The sequence below is a fragment of the Streptomyces sp. NPDC059567 genome (assembly GCF_042735655.1).
Classification (GTDB): Bacteria; Actinomycetota; Actinomycetes; order Streptomycetales; family Streptomycetaceae; genus Streptomyces.
This window is the reverse complement of sequence record NZ_JBHWBS010000015.1, coordinates 37,046-53,019: the sequence shown is the minus strand read 5'-3', so window position 1 is coordinate 53,019 and position 15,974 is coordinate 37,046. Positions and strand designations below refer to the sequence as shown.

Here is a 15,974-nt window from a genome sequence, read left to right as displayed (position 1 = left end):
CTCCCCCGCGCGCGCGCGGGCCGGCGCGCCCCGGCGCGGGCGCGCGCGCGCGCGGCGCCCGCCAGGCGCGCCGCGCCCCCGCGGGCCCGCCCCCGGCCCCGCCCCCCCGCCGGCCCTTCCGTGCGTCCTGGCCTCGGCAGGCGCCTGAGCCGTGGGCGAATGTCCTGGTGAGAGGTGCCGAAGAGGATTGCGTCCGGAGCGGCCCGGGTAGGACGGCCTGTGACCGAATTGCCCGCCCCGCACCGCACGCGAGGTGATCCCGTGTTCTTGGAAGCTCTCGGCTCCGCCCTGCTCGGACTCGCCCTGGCCTGGGCCGCCGTGCACCGGCTGCCCGACCGGCTCCCCGCACGTGGGGTCGTCCTCACCACGGGCTCGCTGGGCGCCGTCTTCGGCGCCCTGGTGACGCACGGGGCCCTGGGCCCCGGTCACGCCCTGGCCACGCTGCTCGGCGCGGTCGCGGTCGCCACGGTCCTGCTCTCGCTGCTGATCCGCCCCGCCTCCCGGCTGCGGCGATCAGCGGCGGCGTGAACAGCGCCGCCACACACGCCCCGCGACCGACGCGCCTAGGCCGCCAGACCCAGCGCCGCCATGCGCTTGGTGTGCGCCTCGGTGATACGGGAGAACATCCGGCCGACCTCCGCCAGGTCGAAGCCGTCGGCGACACCGCCGACCAGCATCGTGGAGAGCGCGTCGCGCTCGGCGACCACGCGCTGCGCCTGGGAGAGCGCCTCGCCCATCAATCGGCGGGCCCACAGCGCGAGCCGCCCGCCGACGCGCGGGTCGGCCTCGATCGCGGCCCGGACCTTCTCCACGGCGAAGTTTCCGTGGCCCGTGTCGTCGAGCACCGAGAGCACCAGCCGCCGCGTGTCGGAGTCGAGGCGCGCCGCCACCTCCCGGTAGAAGTCCGAGGCGATCGAGTCGCCGACGTACGCCTTGACCAGGCCCTCCAGCCAGTCCGACGGCGCGGTCTGCCGGTGGAAGTCGTCCAGCGCCTTGGCGAACGGCTCCATCGCGGCCGTCGGCTCGGCGTCGACGGCGGCCAGCCGGTCGCGCAGCTGCTCGAAGTGGTGGAACTCCGCGGAGGCCATCTTCGCCAGCTCCGCCTTGTCCGCGAGCGTCGGCGCGAGCTTGGCGTCCTCGGCGAGCCGCTCGAAGGCCGCCAGCTCGCCGTAGGCCAGCGCGCCGAGCAGGTCGACGACCGCGGCGCGGTACTGCGGCTCGGCGGAAGCCGTGGCCCAGTCCTGGGCGGCGATCCCGGTGAGCTCTTCGGCGGTCTCCGCGGCGGTCTCTCCGGCGGGCGTGGCGTTGTCAGGCGTCTCCATGAAGCGCACAATAGCCCGCTCCCCGACCCGCGTAAGGCCCTGGTCAGTCACTGTGACCGCGCCCTCATCACGAATTCCCCCAACACACATGCGCGAATCCGGGGTACAGTGGTAAAGCGCCTGCTGAGTATGCGGACATGCTTTCGCACGTTCGGACGTACACGGTGGGCCGACTCATGAATGAGGATGCCCGGTCGGTGGCCCGACTGGCTCCGACCCGACAGCCCTCCCCGCGCACCTGCAGGAGAGGGTCCCTCAAGCGGCACGACGCTCGAGCGACGGCAGTGGTCCCGCGCCACCCGGCTGTGATCCATTCGTCGATCCGGCCGGAAGCGAATCGGCACGGTACGACCCCCAGCGTTCGCCTCGCGCCGCGTCTCACAGAAGAGGCAGCACCCTGACTACGACTTTCCGAGAGCTCGGGATTCTTCCCGAGACGGCCGAGGCGCTCGAAGCCGTCGGCATCGTGTCCCCCTTTCCCATCCAGGAGATGACCCTTCCGGTCGCGCTCTCCGGCACCGACGTCATCGGCCAGGCCAAGACCGGCACCGGCAAGACGCTCGGCTTCGGTCTGCCGCTCCTGGAGCGCGTCACCGTCCCCGCGGACGTCGAGGCCGGCCGGGCCAAGCCCGAGCAGCTGACCGACGCCCCGCAGGCCCTGGTCGTCGTCCCCACGCGCGAGCTGTGCACCCAGGTCACCAACGACCTGCTGACCGCCGGCAAGGTCCGTAACGTCCGCGTGCTCGCCATCTACGGCGGCCGGGCGTACGAGCCGCAGGTCGAGGCGCTCAAGAAGGGCGTCGACGTCATCGTCGGCACCCCGGGCCGCCTGCTCGACCTGGCGGGCCAGCGCAAGCTCGACCTGTCCCACGTCAAGGCCCTCGTCCTCGACGAGGCCGACGAGATGCTCGACCTGGGCTTCCTGCCCGACGTCGAGAAGATCATCAACATGCTTCCGGCGAAGCGTCAGACCATGCTGTTCTCGGCCACCATGCCGGGCGCCGTCATCGGTCTGGCCCGCCGCTACATGTCGCAGCCCACGCACATCCGCGCCACCGCGCCGGACGACGAGGGCGTGACCGTCGCCAACATCACGCAGCGCGTCTACCGCGCGCACTCCATGGACAAGCCGGAGCTGATCTCCCGCGTCCTGCAGGCCAACGGCCGCGGGCTCGCGATGATCTTCTGCCGCACGAAGCGCACGGCGGCCGACATCGCCGAGCAGCTGGAGCGGCGCGGCTTCGCGTCCGGCGCGGTCCACGGCGACCTCGGCCAGGGCGCCCGCGAGCAGGCCCTGCGCGCGTTCCGCAACGGCAAGGTCGACGTGCTCGTCTGCACCGACGTCGCCGCCCGCGGTATCGACGTCGAGGGCGTCACGCACGTCATCAACTACCAGTCGCCCGAGGACGAGAAGACGTTCCTCCACCGCGTGGGCCGCACCGGCCGCGCGGGCAACAAGGGCACGGCGGTGACGCTGGTCGACTGGGACGACATCCCGCGCTGGCAGCTCATCAACAAGGCCCTGGGCCTGGACTTCCACGAGCCGGTCGAGACCTACTCCAGCTCCCCGCACCTCTTCGAGGAGCTGGACATCCCGGCGGGCACCAAGGGTGTCCTGCCCCGCGCCGAGCGGACCCGTGCGGGTCTGGGCGCGGAGGAGCTCGAGGACCTGGGCGAGCCCGGCGGCCGTGGTGGCCGTGGGCGCAAGCAGGCCGCCCCGGCGGCCGAGGAGCGTCCGGAGCGTACGCGCACCCCGCGTCAGCGTCGCCGTACGCGTGGCGGATCCACCATGGACGAGACGGCGGCCGCCGTCGCCGCTCCGGTGGCCGAGGACGCCCCCCCGGAGCCGCGCACCCCGCGCCGCCGTCGCCGTACCCGTACGGCCGGCGCGTCCGGCGTGCCGGTCGCCGAGGTCACCGTCGCCCCGGTGGCGGAGGCCCCCGCGGCCCGGGTCGCCGTCGCCACGAAGGCCCCCGCCGCCAAGGCTCCCGCCGCTCCGGTGGTTCCCGCCGCCGCCACGGCCCCCGCGGTCGAGGAGGCCCCCAGGGCTCCGCGCCGTCGCCGTACGCGCATCGTGAAGCCCGACGAGACCGTGTCCTTCCAGACTCCGGAGACGGCCGCCGCCGCCCTCGCGACGGCCACGCCGGCCGCGCCGGTGGAGACGGTCGCCCCGGTCGAGACGGTCGAGGAGCCCAAGAAGGCGCCTCGTCGCCGCACGACGAAGAAGGCCGCCGCCGCGCAGCCCGAGAGCTGACGCGTCGTCGCACCGCACTCGGCGGCCCGGTCCCTGCTCAGGGGCCGGGCCGCCGTGCTGTCCGACCCCTTTCGAGCAGCGGTTACAGTCCCTCTATGAGCAAGCCCCGGTCCCTGGCGCCGCCGCCGCGCACCCGTGCCTACCGGCTGATGACGGCCCGCGGCGTCTTCGCCGTCCTGGACACCGCGCCCGAGGGCGAGGCCCGCGGCACGGTGCTGCTGCTGCCCGGCTACACCGGCAGCAAGGAGGACTTCCTCGCGCTGCTCGGACCGCTGAGCGACGCCGGCTACCGCGCCGTCGCGGTCGACGGCCGGGGCCAGCACGAGAGCCCCGGACCGCGGCACCGGGGCGCGTACAGCCGGCGGGCGCTGGCGCTCGACGCCGTCGCCCAGGCCCTCGCGCTCGGCGACGGACCCGTGCATCTGCTGGGGCACTCCTTCGGCGGGCTGGTGGCGAGGGCCGCGGTCTCGGTGGCACCGGAGGCGTTCCTCTCGCTGACCCTGCTCTCGTCGGGGCCCGGCCGGGTGGCCCGGCCGCAGCGCGTCCGCGTCCGGGTGCTGCGCGGGGCGCTCGCGCTGCTGCCCAAGGAGCGCGTCTGGCTGGCGACGCGCTGGCTGGACAGCCGGGGCGAGGAGCCGGGCGTGACCGACCCGCCGGAGATCGTGAGCTTCCTGCGGCGCCGCTGGATGCGTACGCGGATCGTCCAACTGTCCGCCGCTGGGCGGCTGTTGAGGCGCGACCCGGACGGCACGGCTCAGCTGGCTCAGCTGCCGGTGCCGCTGCACATCGCGTACGGGGACGAGGAGATGGTCTGGCCGACGGCGGGGCTCGCGGAGGCGGCGCGGCGGACCGGGGCCCATCACACGGTGGTCGCGGGCGCGGGCCACTCCCCCAACGTGTCCCATCCGCAGGAGCTGGCCGACCGGCTGACCGCGTTCTGGGAACGCTGCCCGTAGCGCCGGCCGGGCCACCCGTCAGAACTGGGCCTGGATGTGCTGCCAGAACCCGTCCCGCAGCGCCCTCCTCAGCGCCGCGTGTCCCCGCAGGGAGCGACTGAGGAGCCGTTCCGCCTCGATGAGCAGGTCCTGGTCGACCGGTCCCGGCAGATACGGATGCCCGGGCAGCAGCTCGGCCAGGGCGTCGGGGCCCCGCTCGACGAGCCAGGTCGCGGCGATCTGGGCGCCGACGAAACGGACCTCGTCGCGCGAGGGCGGCGGCTCGCCCTCGTTCTCGTACGTCGTGACAGGACGCCGGGTGACGTAAGGGCGCCAGAAGTCGAGGTCGAAGGTGCGCTGGCTGTCGACCTCCCAGAGCAGCGGCTCGGCCTGGTTGCGCCCGTCGGCGGCCTCGATGCCCCAGAGGTGGACGCGGGCCCCGTACCCCTGAGCCGCCTCGACGGCCGAGACGAGGTCCTCGTCGCCGCCGACGAGGGCGGCGTCGCTGATGGCGCGGTGGCGGGCGAGGGACTCCAGGTCGGAGCGGATGAGGGAGTCGACGCCCTTCTGCTGGTTGTTGGCGTTGAGGTTGCCGAGGCGGACCTTGACGTCGGGCAGCTCGGCGATCGACTGCTGCTCGGGCGTGTGGATCCTGCGCCGTGCGCCGTCGTACCAGTAGACGCGCAGAAGCCGGCTGTCGGCGAAGATCGTGCGGGCCTTGTCGATGAAGGCCTCGATCAGCCCCTCGGCGTCGAGGTCGAAGGAGCGGCGGTCCTCGGTGCCCGCGACCAGCAACCCGGCCGCAGCATAGACGTAACCCGCGTCGACGAAGATGGCATGCGTCGAGGGGGTCTTGGCCACCTCGGCGAGCATCCGCTGGAGGAGCTCATTGGTGCGCTCCAGGCGGGCGCCGAGGTCGTGGACCGGGTCGCCGGGCGTCGTCTGAGGTATCTCTGCGTCGTTCATACGGGCCTCATTCTCCGCCGGTCCGGGGTCCGTCGCCAACGTCCCCTACCGCTTAGTAGTTAGCCATCCGAAAAATTTCCTTAGCGTAGGGAATGTTTGCAGGATGCATCCCGTTGGACAGGTGTAACTCGCATCGCAGTTCTCCATCAGGAGGATCAACTCAGACGAAGGGAGAAGCCTATGCGCTTCGAAATCCTGCGACTGGACGACATCGACGGCACGCCCGTCGACCGGGCCGTTGTGGACGCCGCCTCCGTCAACCGGATCGTGCAGCAGGCCGCATCGATCGGCCAGCGCATCTGGATACGCCCGGCCGACACCACGGCCTCGTAACAAGGCACCGCTCAGACGCACCGCGCCCCCGCATGGACTCCGTGAACCGGAATCCGTACGGGGGCGCAGTGGCGTCCTGGGGCTCCCGGGCTCCCTAGGAGCCCTGGACGACCTGGGTGACGCCGTTGATGATCTGCTGGACGGCGATGGCCGACAGCATCATGCCGGCGAGCCGGGTGACGAGGACGACGCCGCCGTCCTTGATGACGCGGATGATCAGCAGCGAGTAGCGCATGGTCAGCCAGAGCACGACGTGCATGGCGACGATGGCGGCCCAGACCGAGACCTGGGCGGAGGCGCCGTCGGCGTGCTGCACGGCGAGGATCACGGACACGATCGCACCGGGCCCGGCGAGCAGCGGCATCCCGAGGGGGACGAGGGCGACGTTGACGTCCTTGGTCTGCTTGGGCTCGTCGGTCTTGCCGGTGAGCAGGTCGAGCGCGATGAGCAGCAGGAGCAGACCGCCGGCGATCATCAGCGCGGGGACGGACACGTGCAGATAGGCGAGGATCTGCTGCCCGAGGATCCCGAACACGGTGATGACCCCGAAGGCCACGGCAACGGCCTGCCAGGCCATCCGCCGCTGGACCTTGGCGGGCCGTCCGGAGGTGAGGGCGAGGAAGATCGGGGTGATCCCAGGGGGATCCATGATCACGAACAGGGTCAGAAAGAGCGAGCCGAAGACGGCGACGTCGAACACGGTGAGCCTTGCGATATGGGGTGTACGAGGGGTGGGGAAGCGGCGCCCTTGGCGGGCGGCGTGGGGAGCATGGGAGGCATCCCGGGCGGAAGACCCGCCCGGCTGCCCCGGAGCGGGCATCCGCCGGGTCCGACCGGAGCACTGACGCGGAAGCACCGACCGGGGGACCCACCGGACCGGCAGGCCCCGACCGGACTCCGCCGGATGGCATCCGCCGGGTCCGACCGGACCAGCTGGGCTTCCGTGGAGCGGCTGCCGCCGAGGGCGGTCGCCGGACCGTGCGGATCCCGCCAGGACCCGACCGCCCGAGCGGCCCCCGACGCGACCCGGGCGGCCCGCCGCCGGAAGGCCTTCGTCGGGCCCCGAGTCGGGTCCCGCCGGGGCTCCGGAAGGGCTCCGTCAGGTGGGCCGAACCAGGTCCCCGCAGGGCCTCCGGGAAGGCTCCGTCAGGGCCGAGTCGAGTCCCGCAGGGCTCCGACAGGTGGCCGAGTCGAGTCCCGCAGGCCTCCGGCAACGGCTCCCTCAGGCGCCCGCGTCGAGTTCCCGCAGGCCTCCGGCAACGGCTCCCTCAGGTGGCCGAGTCCGGGCCCGGCGGGGCTCCGACAACGGCTCCCTCAGGCGCCCGCGTCGAGTTCCCGCAGGCCTCCGGCAACGGCTCCCTCAGGTGGCCGAGTCCGGGTCCGGTGGGGCTCCCGCAGCGGCTCCGTCTGGGCCGAGTCCGGGTCCAAGGGGCTTCCGGGGCAGGCCCCGGTGGGGCCGGCGTGGGGTTCTCCGGTTGGTGGTCCCGGTAGGGACTACGCGGGTCCGCCCGTGCCCGGGACCGGGAAGGCGCCCGTGGCGCGGCGGGTGATCTCGCCGTAGATCTCGGGGTCCGTGGTGAAGTCCCCGAGGCGGCACGTCTTGCGGCTGCCGTGGTAGTCGCTGGAGCCCGTGGCCAGCAGCCCGAGCTCCTTCGCCAACCCCCGCAGCCGCGCCCGCGTCGCCTCGTCGTGGTCCATGTGGTCCACCTCGATGCCGTCGAGGCCGGCCTCCGCGAGCCGCGCGATCGCGGACTCCGGCACGACCTCGCCGCGCTTGACCGCGAGCGGGTGCGCGAAGACCGTGACGCCGCCGGCCGCCTTGACGAGCCGGATCGCGTCGAACGGGTCGAGCTCGTGCTTCTCCACGTACGCCCGTCCGCCGTCCGCCAGCCACTCCGGCGTGAACGCCCCGGACACGTCCGGTACGACGCCGAGTTCGACGAGCGCCTCCGCGACGTGCGGGCGGCCCACCGAGCCGTCCCCCGCGATCCGGGCGACCTGCTCCCAGGCGACCGGGACGCCGAGCTCCTGGAGCTTGCCGACCATCGCGCGGGCGCGCGGCACCCGGTCGTCCCTGACCAGCTCGCGCTCGGCGGCCAGCTCGGGCTCCTCGGGGTCGAAGAGGTAGGCGAGCATGTGCAGCCCGACCCCGTCGACCCGGCAGGACAGTTCGGCTCCGGTGACGAGGGTCAGCCCCTCGGGAAGCGCGGCGATCGCCTCGGCGTACCCACGCGTCGTGTCGTGGTCGGTGAGGGCGACGACGTCGAGTCCGGCGGCCGCCGCGTTGCGGACCAGCTCGGCCGGGGTGTCCGTGCCGTCCGAGGCGGTGGAGTGGGTGTGCAGATCGATGCGCACGACGCGGTACTCCAGGGCTCGGGGCGGACGAAGGGGACGCTCCAGCATAACGGGGGAATCGAACACCCCCGCCCCCGCGGCGGCCCGCTCGACCCCCGGGCCCCGGGCTCCCTACGTCAGCAGACGCGGCGTCAGCGCCCCGCACGGCAGCAGTTCGACCTCCGCGCCCGCGTCCCGCAGGTCCGTCAGCACCAGCTCGTCGTACATCAGCAGTCCGGACTGCTCGGGCCACACGATCGCCCAGAGCCACAGCCCGCGCGCCTCCCCCGCGAACACCGCGCGGTCCTGCGGCGCGCCGTTCACATGCCAGAGAGGCGTCGGGCGGCCGGCGGCGAGCACCTTCGTCTGGGCGGCCTTCTCGATGGCCATGTGGGAACCGGGATCGGGTCCGTCGATCCCGGCGTACCGCGCACCGAGTCCGACGCCGAGCTCCTCCGCGACGAGCAGCAGCTCACCGATCCCGCCGAGCGGCCCGGGACCGGAGCAGGCGACGGCCGTCGCGCGCCCTCCGCTGCGGTCGTCGCCGGCGTACGCGACCCCGGTGAAGAGCCATCCGACGGGCAGGGGCCACGGCATCCACACAGGCACCTGAGCCCGGTGCACCACGACACCGAGGGCCTCGACGCTGGGCGGGATCACGGGTTGCAGCGGGTGCACCGAGCCGTGCACGTCGCACTGCCACGAGTCGGCAAAAAGACCGGGCGCCCTGACCCGGCCACCGCACTTCGGGCAACTGGGTTCGCCCCTCATAGGGCCCAACGGTCCTACCCCACCGCGTCCACGTCAAGGACGATCACCCGTCCGGACCGACCAGTTCACCCCCAGTAATAGATGCCATCTACACCCATCGGCTCGACCCACCCATTCCGTGTACGCCTCATCCACCGACGCACGCCACGCGGGGGCAGCTCGCCCTCAGTCCAGGGACACGGACCTGCGCAGCGGATCCCGCAGATCCGTGCCGTTCGTCAGCCAGCGCTCCCGGAGCGCCTCCGCGCCGTGGACCCGCTTCCACGCCGCCTCGTTGGACGTCATCGGCAGCAGCGGCAGGAACCGCACCGGATCCCTCGGTTCGTCGAGCTCCAGGTCCTCCACCAGACCACCCGGCTCCGCGACGAGGACCGAGCTGAACGGGGCCCCCGGCCACAGGGGTTCGCCCACGTCGAGCGAGGCACCGGCGGCCACCACCACGCCCTCGACCTGCGGGGTCGAGGCGAGGACGGCGAGCGGGCGCAGCACCTTGTCGGTGTCGGCGAGCCCGCCCCGTACCGACAGCACCAGCTCCGCGCGCGGGCCCTTCACGGGGTCGGCGAGCGCGGACGTCGGGTCGGTCATCGGGTACGCGGACATGCCGAGGGTGGCGTACCGCACGACATCGCCGTCGATGAAGCGGAGCACCTCGATGCGGTCCGTACCGAGGAACGTCACCGCGGCCCGCGCGTCCGGTTCACCGAGCGCCGTACGTAGCCGGGCCTCGACCAGAGCAAGAACTTCTCCCATGACGCGAGCATAAAGCGCGTATGGAACGGGCAAAGGAAGGGATTGACCCTCTGTCGGCTGATAGTCTTGGCCGCTGGTCGGGACTCCCGACTACTCGTCATCCCCCATGGGGGACCGGCTGGAGGAGGTGGGGCTGCGTGGATCGAAGTCGATCGGGCAGTACCAACCGCTCTTCCGCCCCGCACCCGAGCCCGGTGCGTTCCTCCCGGTGATCTGAGGCCTTCCGCACCCGGTCCGCCCCGTCATCCGGCATCTCGCACGACGGAAGAGCACTTCGCCTTTGCCTGTCTGTAGCGAACGCCGTCACCGCGATCCCGCGGTGCCGCCCGCTTTGTGGACGACGTAGCTCCACGTCCCCATTCCGGGCTGTGCCACGCCTCGCCGACGGCTTCTCCGTGAAGGAGCATGCCAAATGTCGATGATCCGTGACCTCCGTGCCGCGGTCCGCCCCTCCCTGCGCCCCTCCCTGCGCAAGGGCGGCTCCACCCTCGCCTCCCCGTACGCCAACTACGACGCCACCCGCGACCCCTCCGCCTCCAGCGCCGTCGTCGACTGCGCCGTCTACCGCGACGGCCGTCGCATCGACGACCGCGCCTGCCTGACGCCGCGCGGCGCGATGCGACAGGTACGGGAGAGCGGCGGCTTCGCCTGGATCGGTCTGCACGAGCCGACCGAGTCCGAATTCGCGGGCATCGCCGCCGAGTTCGGGCTCCACCCGCTCGCCGTCGAGGACGCCGTCCACGCCCACCAGCGGCCCAAGCTGGAGCGGTACGACGACACCCTCTTCACCGTCTTCAAGACGATCCACTACGTCGAGCACGCCGAGCTCACCGCCACCAGCGAGGTCGTCGAGACCGGCGAGGTGATGTGCTTCACCGGCCCCGACTTCGTCATCACCGTCCGGCACGGCGGCCAGGGCTCGCTGCGCAACCTGCGCCACCGCCTCCAGGGCGAGCCCGAACTGCTCGCCAAGGGCCCCTCCGCCGTCCTCCACGCCATCGCCGACCATGTCGTCGACGGCTACATCGCGGTCGCCGACGCGGTCGAACTCGACATCGACCAGATCGAGATCGACGTCTTCTCCCCACCTGCCAAGGGCTCCACGCGCGGCACCGACACCGGCCGGATCTATCAGCTCAAGCGCGAGGTGCTGGAGTTCAAGCGGGCCGTCACCCCGCTGATGCGCCCGATGCAGCTGCTGAGCGAGCGCCCGATGCGGCTGGTCGACCCGGACATCCAGAAGTACTTCCGCGATGTCGCCGACCACCTCGCGCGCGTGCAGGAGCAGGTCGTCGGCTTCGACGAGCTCCTCAACTCGATCCTCCAGGCCAACCTGGCCCAGGCGACCGTCACGCAGAACGAGGACATGCGCAAGATCACCTCCTGGGCGGCCATCATCGCCGTCCCGACGGCGGTCTGCGGCGTGTACGGCATGAACTTCGACCACATGCCGGAGCTGGAGTGGAAGTACGGCTACCCGATGGTGCTCGTCGGCATCGCCGCGGCCTGCTTCGCCATCCACCGCACCCTCAAGCGCAACGGCTGGCTCTAGACGGCGCGCCGGCCGGCACTGGATAGGCTGCGGGGCATGACAGACACGCAGCTGGGCCTCGCCCTCGTCGAGGAGGCCACCAAGAAGTCCGGCCTCATCTGGGTCCGGGGCGACGCCCCCGCGGCCCGGGCGCTGTGGCACGTCTGGCACGAGGGCGCGGCGCACGTCGTGGGCGACGGCCCCGGCGAGCAGCCGCTCCCCGGCCTCGTCGCCGGCGCGACGGCCGAGGTCACGGTCCGCAGCAAGGACAAGGGCGGCCGGATCGTCGCCTGGACGGCCGCGGTGAGCGAACTGGCTCCGGGTACGGAGGAGTGGGACGCCGCGGTCGCCGAGCTGAAGGGCAAGCGCCTGAACGCGACGGACGGCGAGGCGATGCCGGACCGGTGGGCGCGGGAGTGCCGGGTCCTGCGGCTCACTCCGCAGGACTCCACGACCGAGCTGCCGGACGGGTCCCTCGCGGCGGTCCCGCAGCCGTCGGAGGCCACGACCAGGCGCCCGGTACCGGCGGCGCTTCCCCGCCTGCTCCTGAAGCGCCGCAAGCGCTGACGCGGGCCCACACATGCGCGGACGCCGGCCCGACGCGGGCCTTCACGTGCGCTTGCGCCGGCCCGACGCGGGCCCTTGCGCGCGCCGACGCCGGCCCTCGTGTGCGTGGGCGCCTGCCCCTCACGTACGCGGCAACTGCTTACCGTAGTCCAGGGTCTGGTCCTTCGACGGCTCCTCCAGCGGGAAGTCCTTGTCCCACTCGGACAGCACCACCACGCCCGCACCGCCGCCGCGCGCGAACTGGAGCGGGAACGGAGTCCCCTCCAGCGCGACGTCCAGCGTGCCGCCCTCGCCGTCCTCGCCGCCCTTGACCTTGACCGTGCGGATGCCGCCGATCTTGTCGCGGTCGCCCTTGACGACGTCGCCGTGCAGCCCGATGAGCCCGTCGAGCAGCAGGTCCATGTCGGTGAAGCCGCGCAGCTGCTTGTACGAGGGGTCGTCCTGCGGCACCTTCACGTACTTGTCGTCGAGCTTGTCGGCGGCCTCGCTGTCCGACTCGGTCGGCGCCTCGGACGCCGCGCCGCCAGAGGCCGAGCCGCCGTTCGCCTTGCCGTCGGACGCCCCCTCGTCATGCGCCCAGAAGCCCGCGTCGGCCTTCAGATAGAGCGCCTCGCCGATCCGGAGCAGCTCGAACGTGCTGTTCTTCGTCGTCACCGAACCGCTCGCGCCGTCCTGCTTGAGCCGCATGTTGAGCTTGTACGTGCCGCCCTTGCTGACCAGGGTCCCGGCCAGCCGCACCGCCTTCGCCGCGTCGGCCGCGGTCTGCGCCTTCTGCTCGATGGCGGTCGCCTCCAGCTTCCCGACCCCGTTCGTCCCCTCGTCCGGATCCGATGCGCAGGCGGTGAGACCCGCCGCGAGCCCGGCGCAGAGCGCCACGGGCAGGACGGCCCGGCGGATGCGCGATGCAGTGGGGAGTGCGGTCACCTGCGCTGCCTCTCGAATGTCGTCGGTGGGGGGACGGCAGACCGCAGCGTACCCGGGCGGGAAGTCGTCCCCGCAGGCAGCCGTACGGGCGCTCTGCCGGGGCGCCGCGGAAGGGCACGGGCTAGCCTGAACCCGGCATATCTCGGCAATGACCCGAATCGTGCGACATCGAGGAGGCGCGTGGCATGGTGGCAGGCGCCCCCCGGGTCTTCGTCTCGCACATCGCCGGCGTCCCCGTCTTCGACCCCAACGGTGACCAGGTCGGCCGGGTCAGCGACCTCGTCGCCATGCTCCGGGTGGGCCGCCGTCCGCCCCGGCTGCTCGGCATGGTCGTCGAGGTCCTCAGCCGCCGCCGGGTCTTCGTCCCGATGACCCGGATCACGGGCGTCGAGTCCGGCCAGGTCATCACCACGGGCGTGGTCAACATGCGCCGCTTCGAGCAGCGCCCCACCGAACGGCTGGTCCTCGGCGAACTCCTCGACCGCCGGGTGCGGCTCGTGGAGACGGACGAGGAGGTCACCGTCCTGGACGTGGCCATCCAGCAGCTGCCGGCCCGCCGTGACTGGGAGATCGACAAGGTCTTCGTACGGCGCGGCAAGCCGGGCGCGCTGCGCCGCAAGGGCGAGACCCTGACCGTGGAGTGGTCGGCCGTCACCGGCTTCTCCCTGGAGGAAGAGGGCCAGGGCGCCGAGAACCTGGTCGCCACCTTCGAGCGGCTGCGCCCCGCCGACCTGGCCAACGTGCTGCACCACCTCTCCCCCAAGCGGCGGGCCGAGGTCGCCGCCGCCCTCGACGACGACCGGCTCGCCGACGTCCTGGAGGAGCTGCCGGAGGACGACCAGATCGAGATCCTCGGCAAGCTGAAGGAGGAGCGCGCCGCCGACGTCCTGGAGGCGATGGACCCGGACGACGCCGCCGACCTGCTCTCCGAGCTGCCGGAGGAGGACAAGGAACGGCTGCTCACCCTGATGCGACCCGACGACGCAGCCGACGTACGCCGGCTGCTGGCGTACGAGGAGCGGACCGCGGGCGGCCTGATGACGACCGAGCCGATCGTGCTGCGGCCCGACGCCACGGTCGCGGACGCCCTGGCGCGCGTACGCCAGCAGGACCTCTCCCCGGCGCTCGCCGCGCAGGTGTACGTGTGCCGGCCGCCGGACGAGACCCCGACGGGCAAGTACCTGGGCACGGTGCACTTCCAGCGGCTGCTGCGCGATCCGCCGTTCACGCTGGTCAGCTCGCTGGTCGACAGCGATCTGCCGCCGCTGGCCCCGGACACCCCGCTGCCCGCCGTCACCAGCTATCTCGCCGCGTACAACATGATCGCGGCGCCCGTGGTGGACGAGAGCGGGTCGCTGCTCGGCGCGGTCACCGTCGACGACGTACTCGACCATCTGCTGCCGGACGACTGGCGGGAGACGGAGTTCCACGGGGAGGAGGCCGCGCGTGGGGGCTGAGCGCATTCAGGATCGGGAGAGAGAGCGGGAGAGGGAGCGGGAACGCTCCATGCCCCGGATCAGGCTCGATCTCCCGCGGGAGCGACGGGCCAGGCTGCTGCCGGAGTACGACCCGGAGGCCTTCGGCCGGCTCTCGGAGCGGGTCGCCCGCTTCCTGGGGACGGGGCGGTTCATCGTCTGGATGACGGTGACCATCGTCGTCTGGGTGCTGTGGAACATCTTCGCGCCGTCGTCGCTGAAGTTCGACGAGTACCCGTTCATCTTCCTGACGCTCGCCCTGTCGCTCCAGGCCTCGTACGCGGCTCCGCTGATCCTCCTCGCCCAGAACCGGCAGGACGACCGTGACCGGGTCAACCTCGAGCAGGACAGGAAGCAGAACGAGCGGTCGATCGCGGACACGGAGTACCTGACCCGGGAGATCGCCGCGCTGCGGATGGGTCTGGGCGAGGTGGCGACCCGGGACTGGATCCGTTCGGAGCTCCAGGACCTGATCAAGGAGATGGAGGAGCGGCGGGACGGCCGCCGGGACCTATTCCCCCCGGGTGGCGATCCCAGAAGTGACGTACCCGACCGCTGACGGGCTTTCCGGGGCCGGTGGTCCGCGCCGTACCATCTTCGTATGGCTACGGAAGACGCGGTGCTTGAAGCACTGGCGACGGTGAACGACCCCGAGATCAACAAACCGATCACTGAGCTCGGCATGGTCAAGTCGGTGGAGATCGGATCCGACGGCAAGGTCGCCGTCACGGTCTATCTCACCGTCTCCGGCTGCCCGATGCGCGACACGATCACCCAGCGCGTCACCGACGCGGTCTCCCGGGTCGAGGGCGTCTCCGGCGTCGACGTGACGCTCGACGTGATGAGCGACGAACAGCGCAAGGACCTGGCCGCGGCGCTGCGCGGCACGACGGCCGAGCGTGAGGTCCCGTTCGCCAAGCCCGGCTCGCTGACCCGCGTGTACGCGGTCGCCTCCGGCAAGGGCGGCGTCGGCAAGTCCTCCGTGACCGTGAACCTCGCCGCGGCGATGGCCGCGGACGGGCTGAAGGTCGGCGTCGTCGACGCCGACATCTACGGGCACTCGGTGCCGCGGATGCTGGGCGCGGACGGCCGTCCGACCCAGGTCGAGAACATGATCATGCCGCCGTCCGCGAACGGCGTGAAGGTCATCTCCATCGGCATGTTCACCCCGGGCAACGCCCCGGTCGTGTGGCGCGGCCCGATGCTCCACCGCGCGCTCCAGCAGTTCCTCGCGGACGTGTACTGGGGCGACCTGGACGTGCTGCTGCTCGACCTGCCCCCGGGCACCGGCGACATCGCGATCTCGGTGGCCCAGCTGGTGCCGAACGCCGAGATCCTCGTCGTCACGACCCCGCAGCAGGCGGCGGCCGAGGTCGCCGAGCGCGCCGGCTCGATCGCCGTCCAGACCCACCAGAAGATCGTCGGCGTCGTCGAGAACATGGCGGGCCTGCCGTGCCCGCACTGCGACGAGATGGTCGACGTCTTCGGTACGGGCGGCGGCCAGAAGGTCGCGGACGGCCTGACGAAGACCACGGGCGCGACGGTCCCGGTCCTCGGGTCCATCCCGATCGACGTCCGCCTGCGCGAGGGCGGCGACGAGGGCAAGCCGGTCGTCCTGACCGACCCGGACTCCCCCGCGGGCGCGGCCCTCCGCGCCATCGCCGGCAAGCTCGGCGGCCGCGCCAGGGGCCTGTCGGGCATGAGCCTGGGCATCACCCCGCGCAACAAGTTCTAGGACACGGCGGGCGGTGGGGTGGGCAGAACCCACCCACCGGCCCGCACGGGCCCGCGCAGCGTGAAGGGGCACCCCGA

At 72.3% G+C, this 15,974-nt stretch carries 16 protein-coding genes; 9 read left to right on the top strand and 7 right to left on the bottom strand.

Annotated features, from left to right (window positions below):
- Window positions 1-261: 261 nt before the first annotated feature.
- Window positions 262-528, top strand: coding sequence for a hypothetical protein (locus ACFVZW_RS10385; protein WP_383556237.1), 267 nt, complete (start codon window positions 262-264; stop codon window positions 526-528).
- Between the two features lie 35 nt (window positions 529-563).
- Here the strand turns inward: ACFVZW_RS10385 and ACFVZW_RS10380 are convergent, their stop codons facing one another.
- Entirely contained in the window at window positions 564-1,322 is a 759-nt protein-coding gene (locus ACFVZW_RS10380; protein WP_384519387.1) for a ferritin-like fold-containing protein, read from the bottom strand.
- A 490-nt stretch (window positions 1,323-1,812) separates the two neighbouring features.
- On the opposite strand from ACFVZW_RS10380, the gene ACFVZW_RS10375 reads away from it, so the two are divergent.
- Together ACFVZW_RS10375 and ACFVZW_RS10370 are read left to right on the top strand one after the other, a co-directional pair.
- Window positions 1,813-3,576 (top strand): DEAD/DEAH box helicase, encoded by a 1,764-nt coding sequence (locus ACFVZW_RS10375; protein ID WP_384519386.1) that lies wholly within the window; start codon window positions 1,813-1,815, stop codon window positions 3,574-3,576.
- Between the two features lie 95 nt (window positions 3,577-3,671).
- Window positions 3,672-4,532, top strand: coding sequence for an alpha/beta fold hydrolase (locus ACFVZW_RS10370; protein ID WP_384519384.1), 861 nt, complete (start codon window positions 3,672-3,674; stop codon window positions 4,530-4,532).
- Between the two features lie 18 nt (window positions 4,533-4,550).
- Here the strand turns inward: ACFVZW_RS10370 and ACFVZW_RS10365 are convergent, their stop codons facing one another.
- Complete coding sequence (locus tag ACFVZW_RS10365) at window positions 4,551-5,477, bottom strand: NYN domain-containing protein (protein ID WP_384519382.1); 927 nt, start codon at window positions 5,475-5,477, stop codon at window positions 4,551-4,553.
- Between the two features lie 180 nt (window positions 5,478-5,657).
- Between ACFVZW_RS10365 and ACFVZW_RS10360 the strand changes: the two genes are divergently transcribed.
- On the top strand, window positions 5,658-5,810 hold the full coding sequence (locus ACFVZW_RS10360) for a hypothetical protein (RefSeq protein WP_384519380.1): 153 nt from the start codon (window positions 5,658-5,660) through the stop codon (window positions 5,808-5,810).
- A 94-nt stretch (window positions 5,811-5,904) separates the two neighbouring features.
- On the opposite strand, the gene ACFVZW_RS10355 is transcribed toward ACFVZW_RS10360, so the two are convergent.
- From ACFVZW_RS10355 to ACFVZW_RS10340, 4 genes are all read right to left on the bottom strand, one after another.
- Window positions 5,905-6,510 (bottom strand): MarC family protein, encoded by a 606-nt coding sequence (locus ACFVZW_RS10355; protein WP_384519378.1) that lies wholly within the window; start codon window positions 6,508-6,510, stop codon window positions 5,905-5,907.
- 794 nt (window positions 6,511-7,304) lie between these two features.
- Window positions 7,305-8,165, bottom strand: a complete 861-nt coding sequence (locus ACFVZW_RS10350) for a PHP domain-containing protein (RefSeq protein WP_384519465.1) — start codon at window positions 8,163-8,165, stop codon at window positions 7,305-7,307.
- A 111-nt stretch (window positions 8,166-8,276) separates the two neighbouring features.
- Window positions 8,277-8,915 (bottom strand): DUF6758 family protein, encoded by a 639-nt coding sequence (locus ACFVZW_RS10345; protein ID WP_384519376.1) that lies wholly within the window; start codon window positions 8,913-8,915, stop codon window positions 8,277-8,279.
- 165 nt (window positions 8,916-9,080) lie between these two features.
- On the bottom strand, window positions 9,081-9,665 hold the full coding sequence (locus ACFVZW_RS10340; RefSeq protein WP_384519374.1) for a suppressor of fused domain protein: 585 nt from the start codon (window positions 9,663-9,665) through the stop codon (window positions 9,081-9,083).
- Between the two features lie 412 nt (window positions 9,666-10,077).
- Between ACFVZW_RS10340 and ACFVZW_RS10335 the strand changes: the two genes are divergently transcribed.
- Window positions 10,078-11,217, top strand: coding sequence for a magnesium and cobalt transport protein CorA (locus tag ACFVZW_RS10335; protein WP_384519372.1), 1,140 nt, complete (start codon window positions 10,078-10,080; stop codon window positions 11,215-11,217).
- Between the two features lie 36 nt (window positions 11,218-11,253).
- Window positions 11,254-11,763, top strand: a complete 510-nt coding sequence (locus ACFVZW_RS10330; protein WP_384519371.1) for a hypothetical protein — start codon at window positions 11,254-11,256, stop codon at window positions 11,761-11,763.
- 120 nt (window positions 11,764-11,883) lie between these two features.
- On the opposite strand, the gene ACFVZW_RS10325 is transcribed toward ACFVZW_RS10330, so the two are convergent.
- Window positions 11,884-12,687, bottom strand: coding sequence for a hypothetical protein (locus tag ACFVZW_RS10325; protein ID WP_384519369.1), 804 nt, complete (start codon window positions 12,685-12,687; stop codon window positions 11,884-11,886).
- A 185-nt stretch (window positions 12,688-12,872) separates the two neighbouring features.
- Between ACFVZW_RS10325 and ACFVZW_RS10320 the strand changes: the two genes are divergently transcribed.
- The 3 genes from ACFVZW_RS10320 to ACFVZW_RS10310 are packed head-to-tail and all read left to right on the top strand — an operon-like array spanning window position 12,873 to window position 15,897.
- Window positions 12,873-14,144 carry a magnesium transporter MgtE N-terminal domain-containing protein gene (locus ACFVZW_RS10320; RefSeq protein WP_384519368.1) on the top strand — a complete coding sequence of 424 codons (1,272 nt, stop codon included), beginning with the start codon at window positions 12,873-12,875 and terminating at the stop codon, window positions 14,142-14,144.
- On the top strand, window positions 14,134-14,721 hold the full coding sequence (locus ACFVZW_RS10315) for a DUF1003 domain-containing protein (protein ID WP_384519366.1): 588 nt from the start codon (window positions 14,134-14,136) through the stop codon (window positions 14,719-14,721). Before ACFVZW_RS10320 ends, ACFVZW_RS10315 begins: the two co-directional genes overlap by 11 nt.
- A 42-nt stretch (window positions 14,722-14,763) precedes the next feature.
- On the top strand, window positions 14,764-15,897 hold the full coding sequence (locus ACFVZW_RS10310; RefSeq protein WP_384519364.1) for an Mrp/NBP35 family ATP-binding protein: 1,134 nt from the start codon (window positions 14,764-14,766) through the stop codon (window positions 15,895-15,897).
- The last annotated feature ends 77 nt before the right edge of the window (window positions 15,898-15,974 follow it).

Coding starts and splice junctions, on each gene's coding strand:
- ACFVZW_RS10340 (WP_384519374.1), bottom strand. CDS start 9,665: ATGGGAGAAGTTCTTGCTCTGGTCGAGGCCCGGCTACGTACGGCGCTC.
- ACFVZW_RS10335 (WP_384519372.1), top strand. CDS start 10,078: ATGTCGATGATCCGTGACCTCCGTGCCGCGGTCCGCCCCTCCCTGCGC.
- ACFVZW_RS10330 (WP_384519371.1), top strand. CDS start 11,254: ATGACAGACACGCAGCTGGGCCTCGCCCTCGTCGAGGAGGCCACCAAG.
- ACFVZW_RS10345 (WP_384519376.1), bottom strand. CDS start 8,915: ATGAGGGGCGAACCCAGTTGCCCGAAGTGCGGTGGCCGGGTCAGGGCG.
- ACFVZW_RS10320 (WP_384519368.1), top strand. CDS start 12,873: ATGGTGGCAGGCGCCCCCCGGGTCTTCGTCTCGCACATCGCCGGCGTC.
- ACFVZW_RS10380 (WP_384519387.1), bottom strand. CDS start 1,322: ATGGAGACGCCTGACAACGCCACGCCCGCCGGAGAGACCGCCGCGGAG.
- ACFVZW_RS10365 (WP_384519382.1), bottom strand. CDS start 5,477: ATGAACGACGCAGAGATACCTCAGACGACGCCCGGCGACCCGGTCCAC.
- ACFVZW_RS10370 (WP_384519384.1), top strand. CDS start 3,672: ATGAGCAAGCCCCGGTCCCTGGCGCCGCCGCCGCGCACCCGTGCCTAC.
- ACFVZW_RS10310 (WP_384519364.1), top strand. CDS start 14,764: ATGGCTACGGAAGACGCGGTGCTTGAAGCACTGGCGACGGTGAACGAC.
- ACFVZW_RS10360 (WP_384519380.1), top strand. CDS start 5,658: ATGCGCTTCGAAATCCTGCGACTGGACGACATCGACGGCACGCCCGTC.
- ACFVZW_RS10375 (WP_384519386.1), top strand. CDS start 1,813: ATGACCCTTCCGGTCGCGCTCTCCGGCACCGACGTCATCGGCCAGGCC.